Genomic DNA, 21,789 nt, shown 5'->3' on the forward strand with positions numbered 1-21,789 from the left:
TACCACGTACAAATATTAAAAATTAGTTTAATAACAAAGTTAACTTATGCTGTTACTCTTTGTTCCTGTTGCATTTTATCTTGCTTAACTGAAATAAACTGCACATCACGTTTATTCATCAATCCCGCTAGACTAATGCCATTTAAAAAATCTGAAATTTGTTTACTCAAATCGCCCCATAATGAATGCGTTAAACAACGCGTTCCACTCTGGCAATTACCTAAACCTTGACAGCGCGTCGCATCAACTGACTCATCAACGGCTCTAACAACCATGCCTACAGAGATCTCACCCGCATCATATCCAAGGCGATATCCACCACCAGGACCTCTGACACTAGAGACTAATCCATGTTTTCTTAATTTAGCAAAAAGTTGTTCAAGATAGGAAAGAGAGATTCCCTGACGCTCGGAGATGTCAGCTAAGGGGACTGGGCCAGATGTAGAATGCATTGCAACATCTAACATTGCTGTTACTGCATACCGACCTTTAGAAGTAAGTTTCATAGCTACCACTGCTCTCAAAAATGCTTAAGCCAATTGGACCATACTTGAGTAATTTAGTCAAGTATAAAACCAAGCAATTTAGTCAGGTATTAATGGTGATTGCGAAACAGTAAATACCCTGTTTCTTTGGTGGGGTATTTAACCTGTTTCACTGGCAAGATTCAATGTCAAAGCGCAATTAATCTCACTATTTATTAAATAATGGGATCGAACTCATCTATTGCATGTTGACGCTTTTCAGCGGCGGCTTGTTCTACATCGCTAAACTCGTCGACTTCAAGCTCTGGTAAACGTTCGGTGCACACACTGCCGCCCATGCTTTGGACTGCTTGGCAAACCTCTTGTACCTTCGAGTCCATTAGGTGCATATGATCTAACATCTGACCAATAGCATTGGCAACGGGATCAGGGTTATCTGGTGATACCGCATAAGCATCGAAGCCATACTTCTTTGCCATTTCAGTGCGGCGCTGAGCATGTTCTTTAGACTGTTCACTGGGTTTCGCCACTACGCGAGCAGGGATCCCCACAACCGTGGTGTCTTTGGGAACTTCTTTAACTACCACCGAATTGGAGCCGACTCGAGCACCATCATGCATAGTGATAGGTCCCAAGATTTGAGCGCCAGCCCCCACCACAACATTATTGCCTAACGTCGGATGCCGTTTGCCAGCCTGCCACGTGGTGCCGCCTAACGTTACACCGTGATATAGAGTACAATCATTACCGATCTCAGCAGTTTCACCAATCACCACACCCATTCCATGGTCGATAAAAAAGCGATCACCAATGGTTGCTCCAGGGTGGATCTCCACCCCAGTTAACCAGCGTGAAAAAGTTGATATCACTCGCGCAGTTAAGCACCATTTGCGCTTCCAGAGTTTATGACTGACCCTATGTATCCATATTGCTTGCATACCGGGGTAATTAAGCAATATCTCTAGCGTGCCATTTGCCGCAGGATCTCTGTGATAGATGGATTCGATGTCATCTTTGATTCTGGAGATTACGCCCATGAACTACTTTTCCTTTGTTAGCGCTTCTTGCTCATCGTTAGCTGGTTTATTAGCTATTGCGACTTTCTTATCAACTGAGGTCAAGATACCCCGCAAGATATTCATCTCTTGGCTCTCGATTCGTGCGCGACTAAATAAACGGCGTAGCTTGGTCATCACCTGGCCAGGATGTTGTTTAACAATAAAGCTTGTTGACAACAAGGTTTGCTCTAGATGATTAAAAAAGTTCTCTTGCTCTTTCGCTAGCGGATACTCCACCTCTTCAACCATCTCTGGCGTCTGATTAAGGTGAGCTACGCGCGCTTCGTAACAGATAATCTGCACGGCTTGTGCTAAGTTGAGCGACGTATATTCAGGGTTAGCAGGAATCGCTACATGGTAATTACACTTTTGCAGCTCTTCGTTCGTCAGTCCGTTATTTTCTCGGCCAAATACAATCGCGACAGGACCCTTAATGGCTGAGCCAACCAATTTCTCACCCGCTTGACGCGGATCAAGCATTGGCCAATCTAGCGTGCGGCTACGCGCACTGGTCGCTATCACAAGACTACAATCTGCGATAGCATCGGCTAAGGAGTTAACGGTAACAGCATGTTTTAAGATATCAGATGCACCTGCAGCCAAGGCAACAGAGTGGCCGTCTGGCGCCACTTTAGGCTCGGCAAGATAGAGGGTCGATAACCCCATCGTCTTCATTGCACGGGCGGTTGAACCTATATTTCCAGGATGAGAGGTGCCTACAAGCACTACACGAATATTGCTGAGCATGAAATTACTTAATTTCTTTCTATAGAACAATGTGCTTGATGGTATCACAGCACACAAAGATCCCTTAAATAAAAATCTCTATTTGATATAACCATAAAATATCGTATAATACGCGCCGATTATTTATATCTGTTCTTTAACATCCAGGGGATTGTAATGCATCCGATGCAGACTATTGCTGTGCGCGCCGCTCGCGCCGCCGGCCAAACAATTTTGCGCGCCTACACTGAGCTTGACCGTGTAGAAGTTAGCAATAAAGGTATCAATGACTACGTAACAAACGTAGATAAAGAAGCTGAAGCTGCCATTACATATCAAATTCGCAAGTCTTACCCAGACCACACTATCGTCGCTGAAGAAGGTGGTGAAAGTCAGGGTGATAATAAAGATTACATGTGGATTGTTGATCCCTTGGATGGCACTAACAACTTTGTTAGAGGCATTCCCCACTTCTCCGTATCTATCGCAGTCCAATACAAAGGCAAAACTGAAGTTGCCGTCGTTTACGATCCTATTCGTGACGAATTGTTTACTGCTGTGCGCGGTAAAGGTGCAAAACTTAACGATTTCCGTATTCGTGTCAGCAAAGCAAATGATTTAGATGAAGCACTTGTTGCTACAGGCTTTCCTTTCAAAGCAAAACAACATACTGAAACCTACATGAAGCTATTTGCATCGACGTTTGCCCAATGTGCTGACGTTAGACGTGCAGGCTCTGCGGCACTTGACCTTGCTTATGTTGCTGCAGGTCGTATGGACGCATTTTTTGAAATCGGCCTTAAGCCTTGGGATATCGCTGCAGGTGAGCTTATTGTCCGTGAAGCAGGTGGTACTGTCACCGATTTCACTGGCAACCATAGCTATATGAGTTCAGGCAATATCATCGCTGGCACACCAAAAGCGACCGTTTCACTAGTAAAGAACTTCCGTCCACTGTTGAGCGAAGCACTTAAGCGTTAATATTGCGCCAACAGGAAACCGTAAAAAAACCGTCACATTTATGTGGCGGTTTTTTTATATCTGAAAAAATACGTTAGCCAACCATTTACATGTATTATTTTTACACCTTATAATACCCGACACTTTTACTCAGTTATTAAAGTCCACATATGCTCAATATAGATGAACCGTCAGACCGTCAACCCAACTGGCCATTTCTGCGTTTAGGCTTTCGTCCATTCTTTCTCTTGGGCACCTTGTTCAGCATTGTTGCTATGGGTCTTTGGGGAAGCTTTTTCCTTGGGCAGATGAGCTTTACACCACATGGCAATCCGCTTTGGTGGCATGGTCATGAGATGATATATGGCTTTGTTATGGCAATCGTTGCTGGATTTATTCTAACGGCCTCACAAACCTGGACAGGACAACCAAGCATAAAAGGAAAAGCCTTAGGCCTTTTGGTGCTGCTTTGGCTTATCCCGCGTGTGTTGCTTATTCAACGTCAATGGTTTCCATTTGAACTGGTTGCCGCGATTGATCTTTTATTTGCTCCATCAGTCGCATGGATATTGGGCAAACAGGTCATTGTCGTAAAGCAGTGGCGCAACTTTGCCTTCATTCCAATTTTTCTACTACTCAGTATTGCTAACGCTCTAAGCTATTACGGCGTTCTCACTCGCGACCTAGCATTGGTCACCCAAGCGTTTCACGGTGCGTCGATCTTAATGGTGACAATTGTGGCACTGATTGGTGGTCGAGTAGTCCCTTTTTTCACAGATAGAGCGACGACCTGGCAGCGAGTAGAGAGTCTTGCATGGCTAGAAAAGCTCACATTTATCAGCCTTATCTTACTATTTGCTGCCAACATCATCGGCAATGCCCTCGCTATCCAAATTATGGCAATGATTGCTGGTACTACCTTGCTATTTAGATGGTCTCGCTGGGGAGTTCAGTCAACGCTGCGTGTCCCTCTATTATGGTCATTGCACCTTAGCTACCTATTTATTCCTGTCGGCTTGCTCTTGATGGCTACCGGACTAAATTTCTCGGCAGGCTTACATGCCATGACGGTTGGAGGCCTAGGTGGCATGATTCTCGCGATGATGGCGCGGGTGTCATTAGGTCACACCGGGCGTAACCTTGTGCCGCCAAAAACTATGGTCCTCGGGTTTGGACTCATCTTAATCGCAGCAACCTCGCGAGTGCTGGCCGCGCTCCTCCCCCAACAATTTAGTTTATGGCTAGCGATTGCGATACTAAGTTGGATATTGGCCTTTGCTAGCTTTTTTATCTGCTATATGCCAATTTTGGTAAAGCCACGTATCGACGGCAGACCCGGTTAGTGCTAGGCGACAAGGATAATTAACGCCAATATGTGAATGAAATCACAAACATCGGCTAGCGTAGCGAGCAATAGTTGTTACCATCTATAAAAACACTAACGAGAGTTATTATGGGAAAGCTATATAGCCGATATGGGTCAAAAAGCTTAAAAGCGGTTGAACATTTTGTATTAATTATCATCGCTATTGCGACCATCATCGCCATTGGACAAGAGATTGTACACGTTGTAAAGATGGGTGAAGTCACACTGGCTGACTTGCTGCTGCTATTTATCTATCTCGAAGTGTTAGCTATGGTAGCTAATTACGCCGAGTCGGGTAAGTTGCCGGTGCGTATGCCTTTGTATATCGCTATTGTTGCGCTCGCGCGTTATCTCATACTCGATATGAAAGCCATGGACGATTGGCGTATCCTTGCTATATCGGTATCAACGTTAATACTTGCCGGCACAGTAATCGTCATTCGTTGGGGCCAGCTCAAGCTCCCCTACCCAAGAAATGAAGAAGAGCGATAATAACACCTGCTGCGCTCTATATTCATCGGGCGCACTTTACCCCCCAGTTTTGACTACTATTTCTTATTAAAACTGTGCTACGTTTAAAGCATAATGTGCATCGTCCATTAACAGAAAGGAATAATCTGATGGAAGCAACCCACGAAGAGTTTGATGAACGTCGTAAATCGTTACGTGTAGATATGGAAGCAGAAAGAGTGCTGGTTTCATGGACTGACAGTAATGGCGAGCCTCTGACTGACGATGGAATCTGTATCGATCTCGCTCGCCGCGGGGTATTGATTGAGTATAAACAAGCTTTTAATGTTGGTGACTTAGTCGCAATTACCTTTAACCCGGATAGTGACAAACAAAATCAAATCAGGGGTCAAGTTTGTCGCTGTAACCAATGCCACGATCAAAGTTACCATATCGCTTTACAAATTATTTAGTGATATCAGCTAACTAATCGATGCCAGTTAGCGCAGTTTCTAAAACTCTGTTCTATACTGAAAACACTTTACAGACTTTACTGTTAGTACAACGTTTGAGGGGGAAGAGGTATGATTCTGCTGGTCGGTGGTGAAAAAGGCGGCGCAGGCAAAAGTTGTCTAGCTCAGAACATCGCAGTTCATATTACACAAAAGCATAATGCCAATGTTTTAATGGTCGATTGTGACCCTCAGCGTACAACCTCAGACTGGATCCAGGCACGTAATGAGGATCCAAGCCTGCCAGCCATTAACTGTATTCAACTCTACGGCAAGATACGCAATGATTTACTTGGGCTTGATGAGCGATTTGACTATGTCATTGTCGATTGTGGTGGTCAAGATAACTTAGCCATGCGTGCAGCCATGTCGGTAGCGACCTATGTTGTGCTCCCACTTAGGCCAAAACGTCGTGACTTGAAAACCTTGCCCCATATGGAAGATATGCTTAGTACCTGTAAAATGGTCAACCCTAAAATGGTCGCCACCATAGTAATGACCCAATGCCCTTCACTGCCAAGTCAATATAAACGCATTCTCGAAGCAAAAGAGGTGGTTGAGTCATTTGGATTAAGGGTATTAAATGCTGTCACATTCAGCCGTAATATTTACGACGATAGCGAAGAGCAAGGCTCTTCAGTGATTGAAATAGAGCCCGAAGGTAAAGCCGCTATTGAAATACGTGCTATAGCCGACGAACTATTTGCCATACCGCCAGAAAATTCCTATGAGCTTAACTGATTTAAAACGGCGTAAACCCAAACCACGAAAAAAGCTTTCCGTGGAAGAGTTTATTGAAGATGCCAATAACTATGCATTTGGTCAGCCGAGCCTTGCGAAGAAAACACGCAAAAAAAAGCCGACTAATGAGTCGATGGAATTAAAAAAACAGTCGACCAAGATTTATCGGCACGCGACGTTCACACTTACCGAGCAAAGTATTGAACAGTTAAATGAGTTAGCTAAAACCGCTAATGTGGCTAAATCTAGACTGATCCGCATGATGATCACCGATTTCGCTACTAAAGATAAAAATGAGCTAGCCAGTATCATCGAAAACAGTCAAGATTAGCCACCTCTAGCGGCGTTGGAGGTAGCTAGTGGTTGCAGATCCGCTCTGCAGCCGTTTCAATCCCCTCTTCAGATGCGGTAAATTTCCCCTTTGCCTCCAAAAATTGGATCAGTGCTTGCGCATCCATCTCACTTGCAGAGCAAGTGTGGTACCTTGCTTGCTCACCAAAACGTTGCGCCATAATCTTTTCTAACTCTTGCTTAGTTACCGCTCGACCGAGCGACAACATCAACTCCATCACTTGATGACCATGAATTGAATCAGACATACAACCTCTAAAAGATATAAATTATATGTAACTTTATATCCTATTATTAATACTTAAACCTTGATCTGTTCCGCAAAGCTAAACTGTTGTTTACTATTCACAGCCAATGCTATGCTCAAACCTATCAGCTCGCCAACCCCGTCGGCAACCTAAGGTAACTATGCAGTTAATTCTCTTATTGACTCAACAGATGTGTTTGTATTTGGTTATCGTTTATCTGTTGAGTAAAACCCCTTTATTTAAACTCTTTGCAGAAACGGCAACGCGTCTGCCTCATAAGGTATACATCTATTTTATCTTCTCTGGCTTTTGCGTTATGGCAACCTATTTTGGCGAGCAGACCAACGATGCAATCGCCAACACCCGTGCAATGGGGGCGGTGCTTGGTGGACTGCTCGGCGGTCCAGTCACAGGTTTTCTTGTGGGGTTAACGGGCGGATTGCATCGCTACAGCATGGGCGGGTTTACCGATATCGCATGCGCTATCTCAACCACCCTAGAGGGTCTTTCAGCTGGAATGGTGGGTCTCTACCTAAGAAAAATCGATAAAAGTGAACTGGTTTACACTCCGATGCTAGTGTTTCTCGTGACGTTTTCAGCAGAAATGATGCAGATGGGGGTCATTTTGGCAGTGGCCAAGCCTTACAGTGACTCATTGGATTTAGTTAAACAGATTGCCTTACCTATGCTGCTTGTCAATTCTGTAGGGGCTGCACTGTTCATGAGCATGGTACGAGATCAAAAAACCATGTTTGACAAATTATCATCAGCATTTTCCACCAAGGCACTCAAAATTGCCGAGCGCAGCGTGGGAATACTATCCAGAGGATTCGATCAAGAGAGTAGCACTAAGGTTGCCCAGATTATAATTGAAGAGACTCAAGTAGGAGCGGTAGCCATTACCGACAGGGAAAAGCTCCTTGCATTTATCGGCATTGGCGATGACCACCATATTCCAGGGACCCCAATCTCGTCACAAATAACCCAAGATGCTATTGATCAAAATTGTGTCATGTTTGCTGATGGCGTTGAAACTCGTTACGCCTGCTCCATTTCCAGCCACTGCCGCCTAGGCTCCAGCCTGGTTATTCCACTAAGGTGCGAATCAGAGGTTATTGGCACCATCAAACTCTATGAACCAAAGAATAAGCTGTTTCTCAACATCAATCGGACACTAGGTGAAGGCATTGCGAGGTTGATGTCAAATCAGATCCTCTTCGGTCGATATGAGCAACAGCAAAACTTGCTGACTCAAGCGGAATTAAAACTGTTACAAGCACAAGTCAATCCACACTTTCTCTTTAATGCGCTTAATACGGTCGCGGCGATTATTGGTCGAGATCCCATCATGGCTCGGCAACTGATCCAACATCTAGCCCAGTTCTTACGTATTAACCTTAAGCGCACAACAGGCCTGGTCACTCTAGCCGATGAGTTGGAACATATTGATGCATACTTAATGATTGAGAAAGCGCGGTTTTTCGATAAATTAAATGTCGACATCAAGATTCCGCCAGCACTAAACCAATATAAGTTACCTGCATTTACTCTTCAGCCATTAATAGAAAATGCTGTCAAACATGGTACTTCTCATCTTTTTGAGACAGGAGAGATCAGCGTGAGTGGCGCAATAGAAGAAGATTTATTAATATTAGAAGTCACTGACAATGCGGGCCTCTACCCTGATAACCAAGATGATGATAATTCAGGCTTGGGGATGTCTATCGTCCATAAACGAATTCAAAACTTATTTGGTAATGAATACGGGGTCGATATCGCGTGCGAAAGAGACCGCTTTACAAAAATAATTATTAAACTGCCACTCATCACAGCTTCTCAACCGGACACATTATCGTGATAACTTGCCTGATCATTGACGACGAACCTTTTGCCCGTGACGCACTGTGCGATCAGTTAGCTCAACACACCGAGTTAGCCGTTATCGGCCAATGCAGTAATGCTATTGAAGCGATGCAATTGATCACCAAGCTCAAACCTCAACTGATTTTTGTCGATATACAGATGCCAAAGATCACTGGCTTAGAGATGGTTGCTATGCTCGATCCAGACACCATGCCAAGGGTGGTATTTGTCACAGCTTACGATGAATATGCCATTAAAGCATTTGAAAACTATGCATTTGACTATCTGTTAAAACCCGTTGATGAAAAGCGATTACAGACCACGATTCATCGCGTAAAGAAAGATCTTGCGCCACGTTCCCTTGAATTGATTTTACCCAAGCAGCTAGAGCATGTCCCTTGCTATTGCGGCAATCGGTTGAAAGTGATCAATGTTGATGAGGTAGAGTTTGCATTCAGTGATCTTAGTGGTATTCATGTCACCACTTGTCTCGAGCAAGTGCATACCCATTTAACCTTAAAAGTCTTAGAAGAAAAAACGCATTTAGTGCGTTGCCATAAGCAATATCTGGTTGCCCCTAACGCCATTAGCGAAATATTAGTCCAGGAAAATGGCGCTGAAGTGCTTACCCATTCAGGTAAGCGAGTGCCAGTATCAAGACGTTTTCTTAAACCACTTAAGCAACTCTTTGGTTTTCACTAAACACTGTTAACTACGCTATATAACCGCTTAATCCCCATATTCGACCACTCAGTTAATTGTCAGTTTTCATAAAATCCTGATTCGTTACACTCATGTTAACTTTTATTGGGGAGTAAAGATTATGATGTGGTTTTTAATGTGTATTGGCCTACTGTTAGGTGGCTACTTTATCTACGGCAAATTTGTCGAAAAAGTGTTTGGCATTAATGAAGCCCGCCAAACCCCTGCTTTTACTAAAACTGACGGCGTAGACTTTGTACCCATGTCTAAAGGCAAAGTCTACCTCATCCAACTACTCAACATCGCGGGTGTTGGTCCTATTTTTGGCCCAATTCTTGGTGCTCTTTATGGCCCTGCGGCCATGTTATGGATCGTATTTGGTTGTATTTTTGCAGGCGCCGTCCACGACTACTTCTCTGGTATGCTCTCTGTACGTAACAACGGCCAATCAGTTCCTAACCTTGCCGGTAAATACTTAGGTAAGAGCGCGAAACATTTCATGAATGTTTTTGCCATTATTCTACTCCTACTCGTCGGTGTGGTATTTATCTCTGCGCCAGCAGGCTTATTAGGTAAGTTGACAGGCTGGGATGTCAGTATCTTCCTTGGTTTTATCTTCGCTTACTACCTCATCGCCACCATAGTGCCAGTCGATAAAATCATTGGCCGCCTGTATCCATTCTTTGGCGCCTTACTGCTGTTTATGTCTGTGGGGTTAACTATTGCACTTATCGTATCAAGCGAGCACACCTTACTACCTGGATTTAGCGCTGGCGATTTCTTAACTAACCTAAACCCGAATGATATGCCACTATGGCCTGCATTGTTTATCACCATCGCGTGTGGCGCCGTGTCGGGCTTCCATGCAACCCAATCTCCGTTGATGGCGCGTTGTGTAGAAAACGAATCAAATGGTCGCTTTGTCTTCTACGGTGCCATGATAGGTGAAGGTGTTATCGCGCTAATCTGGTGTGCTATCGCACTTTCATTCTTCGGCGGTGTAGCAGGGCTTAATGAAGGCATGGCGGGTAACCCTGCTAACGTGGTTTATGAAGCTTCTACTGGTCTTCTAGGCGCTGTAGGTGGATTCATGGCAATCTTAGGTGTGATTGTTCTGCCTATCACTTCTGGGGACACAGCATTCCGTTCAGCGCGCCTAATTTTAGCCGAGTTCTTCAAAATGCCACAAACGGCGCTACCTAAGCGTTTGATGCTCGCTATTCCACTATTCATCATGGGAGCCATCTTAACTCAAGTTGATTTTGGTGTGATTTGGCGTTACTTCGGTGTTGCTAATCAAACAACCGCTGTAATGATGTTGTGGACAGCATCGGCCTACCTACTACGTCACAATAAATTCCACTGGATCTGTACGATACCAGCGATGTTTATGACTACGGTTGTGATTAGCTTCCTACTTAGCTCAGAAAAACTAGGCGCAGGTTTACCAATGACACTCTCTACAGTCGCAGGCATTGTCGCCACATTAGTCATAACAGCTCTTGTCGTCGTGAAGACTAAAGGAAAAGGTGAAGACGTTTTGCCTGAAGAGGCTTAATTCTCTTAACCCATAGAACAAAAAAGCCAGTCAAATGACTGGCTTTTGCTTTAAATGCCGATCACTCTTTTAATCGCTCTGGAATAATGTGCACACTGCCTAAATCACTCGACAACCACACCTCACCTTCGCTGATGTTAAATTGTAGGATCATACTGCGGGTAACGAGTTCTCCCATCGCCTTAACTGCGTCTTCAGGAATGTTCCACACTTTGAGATTGTTATAACGGGTAAACGCTTGTTGGTTTTGTTGCCACCAAATTGGCACACTGCGTCCGCCATAGGCGAACAGCTGCACTTGCTTTGAACGTCCACAGGCTTTTCGCACCCATTTCTCGTCGCTCTGACCAAACTCAATCCATAATTCGATCTCATCACTTAGCGACTTCTGCCATAGCTCAGGCTCATCCTCGACACACAATCCCTTACTAAATTGCAATGATTCACTAGCATTCATCGCAAAGGCCAATAGACGAACCATCATACGAGAATCGGTTTCAGAGGGATGTTGGGCGATTGTCAGCCCATGATCTTGATAATAGCCTCTATCCATATCGGCTATCTGCAGTTGCACTTTATAAACGGTTGCTTTAGGTGCCATGTTTTCAACTACCTGATAAATGTTGCGCCTAGTCTACCCTAATTTAGCCACAACAGGTTCACAGGTTTTAAGCAGAAACAAATTCAACTACAAGGAACCTGCTTTGATATGTTTAGCCATAGGGAAATGAGCGACAAGCTGCTTTACCTGTTCTGGTGATCCATAAATCAATAGGCGATCGCCCTGCTGATAGTGCTCGGTGATTTGACTTAAAGGTAATCCTTCACTGCGAGAGGCATCGCGTCTAACAAGCTCTAACAAGGATGTTGGCAATGGCGTCTCACTACACAATAGATCCAAACGTTGTAACAGCGGCATCGCCGCAATAGGTAGCAGCTGCACAGGAGTCTCATTATCAATCAGTATGATTTCGCCCGTACTGCATAAGTTGTTAAAGCTATTGTCATAATGAAACTGTGTCTCTGCGTCATAACGATCGCCATTGGCATTAAAAAACTGCTCCCAAAATAGCTTACGTTGACTAAAAATAGGTAATCGTTGCTGCACATCGACTCTACGCTCAGCAATAAAATCAAATAACTCACTGAGTGAAGGTGCAAGCCAGGTTTCTAGGCGTGAACGCAACTCTCTGGCAAACACTGGAGCAGCCCCTGCGGTGCTAATCGCAACCTGTAACCGGCCTCTGTCGACAATTGATGGCGTAATAAAGCGGCATAGACTTGGTGCATCAACCACATTGACCCATATTCCGTGTGCTTTGGCATGAATCGCCATGGTGCGGTTAAGTTCATCGTCCGCTGTCGCCATATACAGTAGGTCAAGCTTATCCAGATCTTCAACCATCACTTGACGCTCAATTAGCGTTATGCGACCGCGTTGGGCGTATTGGCGTACTTCATCGCATACTACTGGTGCAATAACCTTAATGTTTGCTTCAGTCCTTGCCAACAGATCGAGTTTTCTACTGGCAACCTCACCAGCCCCCACAATCAACACGTGTAACGATTGGGTGTCAACAAACAGCGGAAAATACTGCATGATATGGCTTCTCTTTAATTATTGCGGAAACTAGCAAAAGCGAATCGACCCATAACATACCAAATGTAGGCCAATCTTTAACGGTTTAACTCTGCGGAAATTCAACGAATTTAAACTAACTAAGCAGCTCACTGCGCTCTGCGCTGCACTGCCAACACAACTCAAAATTGCCTTCATTCATTTCATGACACTTCACACATTGCCATTTAGGGCTTTCGCTGTTGAGTGACTCAAGCTGTTTTCGTGCTAGCTCATATTGGGATTCGGCGACCCATAGCTCTACATCTTGCAAATCCACGGGTAATTCACCAATCCCGCCTAATAAAGCTTCACCTCTAAGCTCGACACCTATACCGCAGGCTTCAAGCATCCCTTTCCAACTGTGTGCCTGTAATAGGTTGCCACCTGCGACCAATCTACTGCGCTCTTCCATGTTGTTATCCTCTACGACTATTGCTCTTCCGGCAAATTATTAAGGTTATACAATCAGTATCAATGCCAATTCTTCGAACCATAAAATTATAGCACTGCTACAACTTATCAAGCCGCTTAGGAAACGGTTTAAAATTCTGCAATGGCATAACTGCCAAACATCCTATCCCCAAAGCAGTCCGTATGTCGAGAAGGAATATGGCCAATCGTAGGATTTTAGCGCATAAAAAAAGCCACTTTGAGTGGCTTTTTTCTCACGCAAATGATTAAGGCATTAACGCATCTTGATCCGCACCCTCTTTTTCAATCTCAACTGGCATCATGTGTTCACGATTAATACCCAGTTTAACTGCAAGGAAACTTGCTACATAGATTGACGAGAACGTACCCACAAAAATCCCCATCAGCAAGGCTGTTGCGAAGCCATGGATCATGGTGCCACCTTTTAAGAATAGCGCCACAACCACCACAAGCGTGGTTCCTGTGGTGATAATTGTACGGCTCATGGTTTGCGTAATTGAGTTGTTAACAATCTCAACTGGTGTGCTTTTACGCATCTTGAGAAAATTCTCACGAATACGGTCAAATACAACAATGGTATCGTTAAGCGAGTAACCTACAACCGTCAGAACACCAGCCAAAACAGTCAAATCAAACTCCAACTGAAATAGCGAGAATACCCCAAGCGTAATAATCACGTCATGAGCCAATGCCGCGACAGCACCAAGTGCTAAGCGCCATTCAAAACGGAAAGATACGTAAATTAGGATACAGATTAAGGCAACCAATACCGCTAAACCGCCCTGCTCAGCAAGTTCTTTACCGACTTGCGGTCCAACAAACTCAACGCGCTTTTGCGTCACATTTTGGTCGATACCCGATGCGGCTTCCATCACATGAGCAACTTGAATGTCGCTCTTGACGTCTTCTTTTACTGGTAGGCGAACCAATACATCACGACTTGAACCGAAGTTCTGCACCACTGCACCATCTGTTTCTTCTGAGGTTAAGGTGTTACGTAACTTGTTTAAATCAACCGCGCTGGAAAACTCCATTTCAACGACTGTACCGCCGGTGAAATCTAATCCCCAGTTAATTCCTTTTGTCGCCAACGATCCTAAAGAACCAAGCACTAAAATAAGTGACAAGATACTGATCGGCACTGCATGACGTAAGAAGTTGATCGAGCCTTTAATTGATAAAATCTGGAACATGGTCAACTTCCCCTTAAATAGACAGTTTCTTCACGCGCTTACCACCCCACATCGCATTCACGATTGAGCGAGTACCGACGATGGCAGTAAACATTGACGTGGCAATACCTATCATCAGTGTTACCGCGAAGCCTTTAACGGCACCGGTACCCACAGCAAATAGAATTAACGCTGTCATAAAGGTGGTGATGTTAGCATCCGCAATCGTTGAGAATGCATTGCCATACCCTTCGTGTATCGCTTGTTGCACGCTTCGGCCTGCCCGCAACTCTTCACGAATACGCTCGTAAATTAGTACGTTACCGTCAACAGCCATACCCACAGTCAGTACCATACCGGCAATACCTGGTAGGGTAAGAACTGCGCCAGGGATCATCGACATCACACCAACTACCATCACAAGGTTGGCTGTTAATGCAAGGTTAGCTATCAGACCAAAACCACGGTAGTAGACCAACATGAAGATAAGCACGACTGCCATACCCCAGATCATCGCCTGCACACCGTTTTCAATGTTTTCAGCACCTAAACTTGGACCAATTGTGCGTTCTTCAACAATAGAAACAGGTGCAATCAAAGCACCAGCACGTAATAGCAAGGCAAGATTTTGCGCTTCAGAATGATCAAGTCCAGTAATGACGAAGTTACGCCCTAGACGAGCCTGAATGGTCGCCACTGAGATCACTTCCTCAATTTTGTCCATCTTGACACTACCGTCAGGATTCTTAGCACCGTTATCTTTATACTCAATGAACAAGGTCGCCATCGGCTTACCGATATTGTCTTTGGTCACATTTGAGAAGATAGAGCCCCCCTTAGCATCGAGATTAATCGATACCTGTGGACGACTATACTCATCGAAACTTGGCTGTGCGCCTTGAATATGGTCACCGGTCAACATCACCGCTTTTTGTAAGGCAACTTGACCGCCTTGACGACGCTCATAAATTTGAGAACTGGCAGCAATACGACCACTCGCTATAGCGGCAGCGTCAGCTTTTTCATCAACCATATGGAATTCAATCGATGCCGTCGCGCCTAAAATATCTTTAGCACGTGCCGTGTCTTGAACACCTGGTAATTCGACGATGATACGTTCTGCGCCCTGGCGTTGTACCACAGGCTCAGCAACACCCAATTCGTTTACACGATTACGCAATGTAGTGATGTTTTGCTGTAGAGCCTCTTCCTTAATCTGCTTAAGGTAGACTTCACTCATGTTGGCAAGCAACAGGTAATTGTCACCTGAAGAGATATCGCTAAAGACCATATCGTTACTGCGTGTCTTTAGGAAGCGCTCAGCTTTGGCCAAGTTTTCTGCGTCGCGGAACTGAACCTCAATACCTTTTGCAGACTGGCGAATACCCGAATAACGGATCTTCTCGCTGCGAAGGTCGGTTCTGAAATCAGCGATCTTAGCTTCGGTCATCTTACGAATTGCTTCGCTCATGTCCACTTCCATAAGGAAATGCACACCACCACGTAGATCGAGACCCAATTTCATTGGGCTACCGCCCAAGGACTCTAACCACTGTGGCGTTGCCGGTGCTAAGTTCAATGCAACGATAAACTTATCGCCAAGTGATTCAGCAATCGCTTCTTTCGCTAGCAATTGCTGGTCGGCATTGGCCACTCTCACTAACAGTTGACCATCCTCAAGTTCTGAGCGTTTTACCGCGATGCCTTTAGTCGACAATATTTCATTGACTTGCGTCTGAGTTGAAACATTGACTTCAGCACCACGAGTGGCCACAACTTGTACAGCATGGTCTTCACCAAATAAATTTGGTATTGCGTAGAAGGCACCCACAGCGATGATGATCATCACCATTAGGTTCTTCCACATTGGGTATTTATTTAACACACCATCGCCCTCTTGGCTTAAAGTGACTTAATTTACAACTTAAAGTGACTTAATAGACCCTTTAGGCAAAACAGCCGCAATGTAATCCTTCTTAATTGTGATTTCGCTCGTTTCATTGATGGTCAACAATACGTAATCATTTTCGTCGCTGATCTTAGCAATTTTGCCAAGAATACCGCCGCTAGTTAACACTTCATCACCTTTGCTCAGCGAGCTCATTAGGTTCTTGTGCTCTTTAACACGCTTTGACTGAGGACGGAAAATCATGAAGTAAAAAATCAGGCCAAAGATGACCAACATGAATACCAATTCCATTGTTCCACCAGCGCCAGAAACAGGTGCATCGGCTGCATATGCGTTTGAAATGAACATAGTTCTCTCTTCTTATTAGCTAAAAATTAATCGATTAACTTAGGAACTTCACGACCTTGACTGGTATAGAACTCCTCAACAAAGGCGTCTAATGTACCTGTCTCGATTGCGCCGCGCAAACCTTCCATCAACATTTGGTAATAACGTAAGTTGTGGATGGTGTTTAAACGCGCACCTAATATTTCATTGCAACGATCTAAATGGTAAAGGTAAGCCCGTGAGTAGTTCTTACAGGTATAACAATCACACTTAGTATCGAGTGGTGACGTATCATCACGATGACGTGCATTACGGATCTTGATAACACCTTCACTAGTAAACAGGTGACCGTTGCGAGCATTACGAGTTGGCATAACACAATCAAACATGTCAACACCACGACGTACGCCTTCAACTAAGTCCTCTGGTTTACCGACCCCCATCAAGTAACGTGGTTTTTCAGTTGGGATTTTCGGACAAACATGCTCCAAAATGCGGTGCATATCTTCTTTAGGCTCACCCACTGCCAAACCACCGATGGCATAGCCATCGAATCCAATATTAACCAATCCCTCTAAACTCTCATCACGCAGATCTTCATACACACCACCTTGGATGATGCCAAAAAGCGAGTTAGGATTTTCTAATCGGTTAAACTCATCACGCGAACGTTGTGCCCAACGCAGTGACATCTGCATAGACTTACGCGCTTCATCTTCGGTTGCCGGATACGGAGTACATTCGTCAAAAATCATCACCACGTCTGAACCTAAAGAGTCTTGGATTTGCATAGACTTTTCAGGATCAAGGAAGATTTTTTCGCCATTGATTGGCGAACGGAAATGGACGCCCTCTTCGGTGATTTTACGAATATCGCCTAAACTGAAAACTTGGAATCCACCTGAGTCAGTCAAAATTGGACGCTGCCAATTCATAAAATCATGCAAGTCACCATGCTTGCGCATGATCTCTTCGCCTGGATGTAACCAAAGGTGGAAAGTATTACCTAATAAGATATCCGCACCCGTAGCGCGCACTTCTTCAGGCGTCATACCTTTCACCGTGCCGTAGGTACCAACCGGCATGAATGCGGGTGTCTCTACCGTGCCGCGTTCAAACACTAATCGACCGCGACGCGCACGACCATCAGTAGTATCTAATTCAAATTTCATAAATCACCTCGCCAGAGAAACAGTCTGACTATATTCCTCGCTGAAACATCTTCAACGACTATTAACAGATAGAGATAAGGGCAAACCTGTCAGTATCAACCCTTAAACGTAAAAATAAAAATACCCACCTTTGAGAGTGGGTGGGTATTTTAAAACAAAATGAAAGCTTAATTCGGTTTTTTAGTCACAAACATGGCATCGCCATAGCTAAAAAAGCGGTATTTTTCAGCAATCGCATGCTGGTAAGCTTCTTTTACCGCATCGAAACCAGCAAATGCGCTGATAAGCATAATGAGTGTTGACTCCGGCAGATGAAAATTGGTCACCATCGCATCAACAATTTGGAACTCATAACCCGGATAAATAAAGATATCTGTATCACTGCTGTATGCTTGCAGTTCCCCCTCACTTGCCTTTGCGGCACTTTCAAGAGAACGTACGGATGTGGTACCAACAGCAATAACACGATTACCGGCAGCTTTGGTCACCTTTATCTGATCAACCACGGTTTGCGGCACTTCAGCCCACTCCGAATGCATCTTATGCTCTAAGATATTGTCAACACGTACTGGTTGAAAGGTGCCCGCCCCCACATGCAAGGTAACAAAAGCGGTATTCACGCCTTTCTCTTTCAATGCACTCAGCAGTGTGTCGTCGAAATGTAAACCTGCCGTGGGCGCAGCTACCGCACCAGGCTTTTGATTGTAAACCGTTTGATAGCGCTCTTTATCGGCATCATCATCAGGTCTATCTATATAGGGAGGCAATGGCATATGACCCACTTCCTCTAAGACTTCTAAAATGCTTTTGTCACTGTTTAAACCCAGCTCAAATAGCGTGTCATGGCGCGCTAGCATGGTCATTTCATAACCACCATCAAGGCAGACGATACTATTTGGCTTAGGGGATTTTGAGCTGCGAACATGAGCAAGGATACGTTTATCGTCAAGCATACGCTCAACAAGGATCTCAAGTTTACCGCCCGTTTGCTTTTGCCCAAATAGGCGCGCAGGGATCACCCGAGTATTGTTAAATACCATCAGGTCACCAGGGTTGACCATATCGAGAATATCTGTGAACTGTTTATCAGCAACCCTACCAGAGGGGCCATCTAACGTCAGCAGTCGTGATGCTGTACGTTCTGGCATTGGGTATCTTGCGATCAACTCATCAGGCAATTCGAAGGAAAAATCAGCTACACGCATAGTCTATCTCTACTTAGCATAAATCGGCCGCTAGTCTATTGGCTGACGTAGATAAGATCAAGATGATTAGGCTAGTTAGTGCTTTTATCCTCATCAGACAGCGGTTCGCTTTTCTGAAGGTCAAAATCTGCTTTACGATAACTGTGCTGCTCAAACGGAATATCTACCTGAACCCGCTTACGTTGAGTTTGCCGTTTCTTGCCTATGAATTTTGAAAACCAGTTCCACATCATCCATGATCCTTAAACCGATATTGTAATGAAAGAGAGTTATTGTCGTGCACATCCGTTAAGAACCCTTCCACTCTGAGCGACAATTAACTTACCGAGGTCATGAAATAAAGGTTTCTTAGCACTAGCGGTCATGATAACGTGAAAACAGTGGTTTAACAAAGAAAATAAACTTTATCTAATGAACTTTTTGGCCCATCTTCACCTCGCTGATAACAGTAACACTTCCCTTGCAGCTAATCTGGCTGGCGATTTCGCCAAAGGTAATATCTCTGATCATCCTAAGAGGCTACAGCAAGGTATTTGGCTGCATCGACAGATTGATGCATTAACAGATAGTCACGAACTCACCAAAGAGCTGCGCCAAGCCTTTCCAGCCAATTTACAACGTGCGGCACCCATTTTAATCGATTTGGCTTTCGATCATATATTGGCGAAGTATTGGGATGAATATCATAATCAAACCTTAGCCGATTTTGCCCAAACAGCCTATGACGCACTAGACAACACTGCAGAACTTCCAAAGCAGCTAATTGATATTATTCCGAACATGCGTCAACAAAACTGGTTGCTTGCCTATGAGGGACGCAGCGGACTCAATCAAACCATTGAGTCGGTTGCTAAGCGAGTATCTAAACCAGAGATTTTTAACGGTGCAGTAAAGACAGTTGAGAAGATGGATATAGAGATTGAGATCGCATTTCGGACCTTCTACCCGCAATTGATGGCCTATAGCCGCATCTGGACGCGACAAACTCCGGCTGAATATCTATAGCCGCCTAAACGTGAAATTATATCAGCGCGTCAAAGCGATCCATCAGGCGTTAACGCCTCAATCGTCGTGGCTAAAAGGGTTACGCGACCTAGCTATTTTTGGCCTTATCCTCTTTGCCGTTCTCAGCTATCAACAGCGTAATATGGCGAGGGAACAAGCACCTGACATCATGGCACTCACAACCCAAAACACAGTCGTGTCAATGGCGAAAGATGCGCCCACGCTGGTTTATTTTTGGGGTTCTTGGTGTCCGGTATGCCGCATCACCTCGCCCATGGTCAATGCGATCAATGACGATTATGCCGTTATTACTGTCGCAGTCGCTTCTGGGGGGAATGATGATATTAATCAATATCTTACGGAACATGATTATCAATTCCCCGTCATCAATGATACCGAAGGTATGCATATACAATGGGGGGCATTGGCCTATCCTGCAATCTATGTTGTCGACCAAACAGGGCAAATAAGATATGTCACATCAGGTGTCACCACAACTTGGGGACTACGAGCCCGCTTATGGCTCGCCACCAATCTTTAAACCAGTTGGTACTTCTCCAGTCGATACAAAAACGCCTTATAACTCATGCCTAAAAACTTAGCCGCTTTAGTGCGATTCCCCTCGTGTTTTGTCATCGCTTGTTGTAAGCAGTCTTTCTCAAATAGATCCCACTCAATACCGGTTTCAGGCAGGATGAAGCCATTGGTATCTAACATTTGCGGCGCTAACGTTAACTCATTGACCATCTCTTGCTCATCACCAAGCAGCACGAAACGCTCAATCCGATTGGCTAGCTCACGCACATTACCGGGCCACGGGTGATCCAACAGGCATTTTAAGGTTTGACTGGACAACTTGGCGGTAGGCATTCCATATTGGCGGCAGTGGATCTTCAAAAAATGTTCCACCAGCTGGCCCACATCTTCCGGGCGCTCTCGTAAAGCAGGCATATGAATAGGCACCACATTTAAGCGGTAATAGAGATCTTCTCTAAAGCGCCCTTCAGCCACTTCAAGCTGCAGATCCCTATGGGTTGCCGCGATAACGCGAACATCTAATTTTAGCTCACCATTTTGCCCCAAACGAGAAATAACGCCTTCCTGTAAAAAGCGCAGTAAATTAGTCTGTTGCAGTAATGGTAATTCTCCGATCTCATCGAGAAACACAGTGCCACCATCGGCCGCTTCAAGCTTGCCTATTTTTAAACTGTTGGCGCCAGTGTATGCTCCTTTCTCTGCACCAAACAGTTCAGCTTCGGCCAATGACTCAGGAATCGCACCGCAATTAATCGCAATAAAAGGTTTATGCTTACGATTGGAGAGCTGGTATAACGCCCTCGCGGCCAACTCTTTACCTGTGCCACTTTCACCACCGATAAGCACTGTGGCATCAGTAGCGCTGACCCGCTGTACCCGTTGATACACCTTCTGCATCATGGCTGATTTACCCACTAAGCCAACGAGTTCTTGTTGCTGGGACAGCTCAGACGCTAAACGACGATTTTGCTTTTTTAGCGCAATAGACTTGGCAACTTTATCGATAGCCAGCAGTAAAGTTTGACGTTGATAAGGCTTGGCTAAATAGTCATCTGCACCAGCGTGCATCGCATCCACTGCATGGGTTATGGTGCCGTACGCTGTCGCGATAATAAACCCCATGTCAGGCAGTTCTCGGCGCACATAGTTGAGTAAGTCCATGCCGGTTAACTGTCCCAATTTCCAGTCAGAAAATACCAGATCGGGTTCATCTTGCTTGATTAAAACTATTGCCGCCTCTACACTCTCGGCGCTAGTCACTTGATAATCATTGGCTGCTAACATCGAGACAATTAGGTTACGCTGATCGGGCTCATCCTCAACAACCAATATTTTCAATTTTGCTTCACTCATCTAGGCCTCATTTATCTGGCTAATGGCACCCACCAG

The 21,789-nt window shown here is 44.8% G+C and carries 25 protein-coding genes; 11 read left to right on the forward strand and 14 right to left on the reverse strand.

What is annotated here, in order from left to right; genetic code table 11:
* Positions 1 to 44: 44 nt before the first annotated feature.
* The 3 genes from iscR to trmJ all read right to left on the reverse strand — a co-directional run bounded on the left by iscR (position 45) and on the right by trmJ (position 2,290).
* Positions 45 to 506 carry a Fe-S cluster assembly transcriptional regulator IscR gene (gene iscR, locus L876_RS0101745; RefSeq protein ID WP_028762213.1) on the reverse strand — a complete coding sequence of 154 codons (462 nt, stop codon included), beginning with the start codon at positions 504 to 506 and terminating at the stop codon, positions 45 to 47.
* 194 nt (positions 507 to 700) lie between these two features.
* The gene (gene cysE, locus L876_RS0101750) at positions 701 to 1,522 is read right to left on the reverse strand and encodes a serine O-acetyltransferase (RefSeq protein WP_028762214.1); all 822 of its coding nucleotides are present in this window, start codon (positions 1,520 to 1,522) and stop codon (positions 701 to 703) included.
* A 3-nt stretch (positions 1,523 to 1,525) separates the two neighbouring features.
* Positions 1,526 to 2,290, reverse strand: a complete 765-nt coding sequence (trmJ, locus tag L876_RS0101755; RefSeq protein WP_028762215.1) for a tRNA (cytosine(32)/uridine(32)-2'-O)-methyltransferase TrmJ — start codon at positions 2,288 to 2,290, stop codon at positions 1,526 to 1,528.
* Between the two features lie 156 nt (positions 2,291 to 2,446).
* Here trmJ and suhB point away from each other — a divergent pair, with 156 nt between their 5' ends.
* From suhB to L876_RS0101785, 6 genes are all read left to right on the forward strand, one after another.
* Positions 2,447 to 3,250, forward strand: a complete 804-nt coding sequence (suhB, locus tag L876_RS0101760; RefSeq protein WP_028762216.1) for an inositol-1-monophosphatase — start codon at positions 2,447 to 2,449, stop codon at positions 3,248 to 3,250.
* A gap of 149 nt (positions 3,251 to 3,399) precedes the next feature.
* On the forward strand, positions 3,400 to 4,572 hold the full coding sequence (locus tag L876_RS0101765; RefSeq protein ID WP_028762217.1) for an NnrS family protein: 1,173 nt from the start codon (positions 3,400 to 3,402) through the stop codon (positions 4,570 to 4,572).
* Positions 4,573 to 4,682: 110 nt separating this feature from the next.
* Entirely contained in the window at positions 4,683 to 5,087 is a 405-nt protein-coding gene (locus L876_RS0101770; protein WP_028762218.1) for a phosphate-starvation-inducible protein PsiE, read from the forward strand.
* 128 nt (positions 5,088 to 5,215) lie between these two features.
* A complete protein-coding gene (locus tag L876_RS0101775; RefSeq protein WP_028762219.1) occupies positions 5,216 to 5,518 on the forward strand; it encodes a PilZ domain-containing protein in 303 nt (100 codons plus the stop codon).
* 111 nt (positions 5,519 to 5,629) lie between these two features.
* Positions 5,630 to 6,298 (forward strand): AAA family ATPase, encoded by a 669-nt coding sequence (locus L876_RS0101780; protein ID WP_028762220.1) that lies wholly within the window; start codon positions 5,630 to 5,632, stop codon positions 6,296 to 6,298.
* Positions 6,285 to 6,629 carry a hypothetical protein gene (locus L876_RS0101785; protein ID WP_028762221.1) on the forward strand — a complete coding sequence of 115 codons (345 nt, stop codon included), beginning with the start codon at positions 6,285 to 6,287 and terminating at the stop codon, positions 6,627 to 6,629. Before L876_RS0101780 ends, L876_RS0101785 begins: the two co-directional genes overlap by 14 nt.
* Before the next feature lie 25 nt (positions 6,630 to 6,654).
* Here L876_RS0101785 and L876_RS0101790 read toward each other — a convergent pair whose 3' ends face one another.
* Positions 6,655 to 6,897, reverse strand: coding sequence for a YecH family metal-binding protein (locus L876_RS0101790; RefSeq protein ID WP_028762222.1), 243 nt, complete (start codon positions 6,895 to 6,897; stop codon positions 6,655 to 6,657).
* Between the two features lie 160 nt (positions 6,898 to 7,057).
* Here L876_RS0101790 and L876_RS0101795 point away from each other — a divergent pair, with 160 nt between their 5' ends.
* The 3 genes from L876_RS0101795 (at position 7,058) to L876_RS0101805 (ending at position 11,020) form a co-directional block, all read left to right on the forward strand.
* Complete coding sequence (locus tag L876_RS0101795; RefSeq protein WP_028762223.1) at positions 7,058 to 8,755, forward strand: sensor histidine kinase; 1,698 nt, start codon at positions 7,058 to 7,060, stop codon at positions 8,753 to 8,755.
* Positions 8,752 to 9,462: a two-component system response regulator BtsR gene (gene btsR, locus L876_RS0101800; RefSeq protein WP_028762224.1), complete on the forward strand. Its 711-nt coding sequence runs from the start codon at positions 8,752 to 8,754 to the stop codon at positions 9,460 to 9,462. Before L876_RS0101795 ends, btsR begins: the two co-directional genes overlap by 4 nt.
* Before the next feature lie 121 nt (positions 9,463 to 9,583).
* The gene (locus tag L876_RS0101805; protein ID WP_028762225.1) at positions 9,584 to 11,020 is read left to right on the forward strand and encodes a carbon starvation CstA family protein; all 1,437 of its coding nucleotides are present in this window, start codon (positions 9,584 to 9,586) and stop codon (positions 11,018 to 11,020) included.
* 61 nt (positions 11,021 to 11,081) lie between these two features.
* Here the strand turns inward: L876_RS0101805 and L876_RS0101810 are convergent, their stop codons facing one another.
* From L876_RS0101810 to L876_RS22655, 9 genes are all read right to left on the reverse strand, one after another.
* Complete coding sequence (locus L876_RS0101810) at positions 11,082 to 11,621, reverse strand: YaeQ family protein (protein ID WP_028762226.1); 540 nt, start codon at positions 11,619 to 11,621, stop codon at positions 11,082 to 11,084.
* 87 nt (positions 11,622 to 11,708) lie between these two features.
* The gene (locus tag L876_RS0101815; RefSeq protein WP_028762227.1) at positions 11,709 to 12,620 is read right to left on the reverse strand and encodes a precorrin-2 dehydrogenase/sirohydrochlorin ferrochelatase family protein; all 912 of its coding nucleotides are present in this window, start codon (positions 12,618 to 12,620) and stop codon (positions 11,709 to 11,711) included.
* Between the two features lie 115 nt (positions 12,621 to 12,735).
* Positions 12,736 to 13,053 carry a putative signal transducing protein gene (locus L876_RS0101820; protein ID WP_028762228.1) on the reverse strand — a complete coding sequence of 106 codons (318 nt, stop codon included), beginning with the start codon at positions 13,051 to 13,053 and terminating at the stop codon, positions 12,736 to 12,738.
* 265 nt (positions 13,054 to 13,318) lie between these two features.
* Complete coding sequence (secF, locus tag L876_RS0101825) at positions 13,319 to 14,266, reverse strand: protein translocase subunit SecF (RefSeq protein WP_028762229.1); 948 nt, start codon at positions 14,264 to 14,266, stop codon at positions 13,319 to 13,321.
* Positions 14,267 to 14,279: 13 nt separating this feature from the next.
* Positions 14,280 to 16,130: a protein translocase subunit SecD gene (gene secD, locus L876_RS0101830; protein WP_028762230.1), complete on the reverse strand. Its 1,851-nt coding sequence runs from the start codon at positions 16,128 to 16,130 to the stop codon at positions 14,280 to 14,282.
* 39 nt (positions 16,131 to 16,169) lie between these two features.
* The gene (gene yajC, locus L876_RS0101835; protein WP_028762231.1) at positions 16,170 to 16,502 is read right to left on the reverse strand and encodes a preprotein translocase subunit YajC; all 333 of its coding nucleotides are present in this window, start codon (positions 16,500 to 16,502) and stop codon (positions 16,170 to 16,172) included.
* Between the two features lie 26 nt (positions 16,503 to 16,528).
* Positions 16,529 to 17,653, reverse strand: a complete 1,125-nt coding sequence (tgt, locus tag L876_RS0101840) for a tRNA guanosine(34) transglycosylase Tgt (RefSeq protein WP_028762232.1) — start codon at positions 17,651 to 17,653, stop codon at positions 16,529 to 16,531.
* A 167-nt stretch (positions 17,654 to 17,820) separates the two neighbouring features.
* Entirely contained in the window at positions 17,821 to 18,858 is a 1,038-nt protein-coding gene (queA, locus tag L876_RS0101845) for a tRNA preQ1(34) S-adenosylmethionine ribosyltransferase-isomerase QueA (protein ID WP_028762233.1), read from the reverse strand.
* A 71-nt stretch (positions 18,859 to 18,929) separates the two neighbouring features.
* Positions 18,930 to 19,091, reverse strand: a complete 162-nt coding sequence (locus tag L876_RS22655; RefSeq protein WP_156029356.1) for a hypothetical protein — start codon at positions 19,089 to 19,091, stop codon at positions 18,930 to 18,932.
* Between the two features lie 178 nt (positions 19,092 to 19,269).
* On the opposite strand from L876_RS22655, the gene L876_RS0101855 reads away from it, so the two are divergent.
* Together L876_RS0101855 and L876_RS0101860 are read left to right on the forward strand one after the other, a co-directional pair.
* The gene (locus L876_RS0101855) at positions 19,270 to 19,863 is read left to right on the forward strand and encodes an acyl carrier protein phosphodiesterase (RefSeq protein ID WP_028762234.1); all 594 of its coding nucleotides are present in this window, start codon (positions 19,270 to 19,272) and stop codon (positions 19,861 to 19,863) included.
* A 10-nt stretch (positions 19,864 to 19,873) separates the two neighbouring features.
* Positions 19,874 to 20,404 carry a protein disulfide oxidoreductase gene (locus L876_RS0101860; protein WP_248674438.1) on the forward strand — a complete coding sequence of 177 codons (531 nt, stop codon included), beginning with the start codon at positions 19,874 to 19,876 and terminating at the stop codon, positions 20,402 to 20,404.
* On the opposite strand, the gene L876_RS0101865 is transcribed toward L876_RS0101860, so the two are convergent.
* The gene (locus L876_RS0101865; RefSeq protein WP_028762236.1) at positions 20,401 to 21,753 is read right to left on the reverse strand and encodes a sigma-54-dependent transcriptional regulator; all 1,353 of its coding nucleotides are present in this window, start codon (positions 21,751 to 21,753) and stop codon (positions 20,401 to 20,403) included. The two genes, L876_RS0101860 and L876_RS0101865, sit on opposite strands and share 4 nt — an antisense overlap.
* Positions 21,754 to 21,789 lie beyond the last annotated feature (36 nt).

The sequence above is a fragment of the Shewanella colwelliana ATCC 39565 genome (assembly GCF_000518705.1).
Lineage (GTDB): Bacteria > Pseudomonadota > Gammaproteobacteria > Enterobacterales > Shewanellaceae > Shewanella > Shewanella colwelliana.

What these genes read in the sequence shown, in the direction of transcription:
- L876_RS22655 (WP_156029356.1), bottom strand. Translation starts at nt 19,091, where the DNA reads ATGATGTGGAACTGGTTTTCAAAATTCATAGGCAAGAAACGGCAAACT.
- L876_RS0101775 (WP_028762219.1), top strand. Translation starts at nt 5,216, where the DNA reads ATGGAAGCAACCCACGAAGAGTTTGATGAACGTCGTAAATCGTTACGT.
- L876_RS0101785 (WP_028762221.1), top strand. Translation starts at nt 6,285, where the DNA reads ATGAGCTTAACTGATTTAAAACGGCGTAAACCCAAACCACGAAAAAAG.
- L876_RS0101855 (WP_028762234.1), top strand. Translation starts at nt 19,270, where the DNA reads ATGAACTTTTTGGCCCATCTTCACCTCGCTGATAACAGTAACACTTCC.
- L876_RS0101820 (WP_028762228.1), bottom strand. Translation starts at nt 13,053, where the DNA reads ATGGAAGAGCGCAGTAGATTGGTCGCAGGTGGCAACCTATTACAGGCA.
- queA (WP_028762233.1), bottom strand. Translation starts at nt 18,858, where the DNA reads ATGCGTGTAGCTGATTTTTCCTTCGAATTGCCTGATGAGTTGATCGCA.
- L876_RS0101810 (WP_028762226.1), bottom strand. Translation starts at nt 11,621, where the DNA reads ATGGCACCTAAAGCAACCGTTTATAAAGTGCAACTGCAGATAGCCGAT.
- cysE (WP_028762214.1), bottom strand. Translation starts at nt 1,522, where the DNA reads ATGGGCGTAATCTCCAGAATCAAAGATGACATCGAATCCATCTATCAC.
- L876_RS0101795 (WP_028762223.1), top strand. Translation starts at nt 7,058, where the DNA reads ATGCAGTTAATTCTCTTATTGACTCAACAGATGTGTTTGTATTTGGTT.
- L876_RS0101805 (WP_028762225.1), top strand. Translation starts at nt 9,584, where the DNA reads ATGATGTGGTTTTTAATGTGTATTGGCCTACTGTTAGGTGGCTACTTT.
- L876_RS0101770 (WP_028762218.1), top strand. Translation starts at nt 4,683, where the DNA reads ATGGGAAAGCTATATAGCCGATATGGGTCAAAAAGCTTAAAAGCGGTT.
- yajC (WP_028762231.1), bottom strand. Translation starts at nt 16,502, where the DNA reads ATGTTCATTTCAAACGCATATGCAGCCGATGCACCTGTTTCTGGCGCT.
- L876_RS0101765 (WP_028762217.1), top strand. Translation starts at nt 3,400, where the DNA reads ATGCTCAATATAGATGAACCGTCAGACCGTCAACCCAACTGGCCATTT.
- trmJ (WP_028762215.1), bottom strand. Translation starts at nt 2,290, where the DNA reads ATGCTCAGCAATATTCGTGTAGTGCTTGTAGGCACCTCTCATCCTGGA.
- suhB (WP_028762216.1), top strand. Translation starts at nt 2,447, where the DNA reads ATGCATCCGATGCAGACTATTGCTGTGCGCGCCGCTCGCGCCGCCGGC.
- L876_RS0101815 (WP_028762227.1), bottom strand. Translation starts at nt 12,620, where the DNA reads ATGCAGTATTTTCCGCTGTTTGTTGACACCCAATCGTTACACGTGTTG.
- L876_RS0101865 (WP_028762236.1), bottom strand. Translation starts at nt 21,753, where the DNA reads ATGAGTGAAGCAAAATTGAAAATATTGGTTGTTGAGGATGAGCCCGAT.
- L876_RS0101790 (WP_028762222.1), bottom strand. Translation starts at nt 6,897, where the DNA reads ATGTCTGATTCAATTCATGGTCATCAAGTGATGGAGTTGATGTTGTCG.
- L876_RS0101780 (WP_028762220.1), top strand. Translation starts at nt 5,630, where the DNA reads ATGATTCTGCTGGTCGGTGGTGAAAAAGGCGGCGCAGGCAAAAGTTGT.
- tgt (WP_028762232.1), bottom strand. Translation starts at nt 17,653, where the DNA reads ATGAAATTTGAATTAGATACTACTGATGGTCGTGCGCGTCGCGGTCGA.
- iscR (WP_028762213.1), bottom strand. Translation starts at nt 506, where the DNA reads ATGAAACTTACTTCTAAAGGTCGGTATGCAGTAACAGCAATGTTAGAT.
- secF (WP_028762229.1), bottom strand. Translation starts at nt 14,266, where the DNA reads ATGTTCCAGATTTTATCAATTAAAGGCTCGATCAACTTCTTACGTCAT.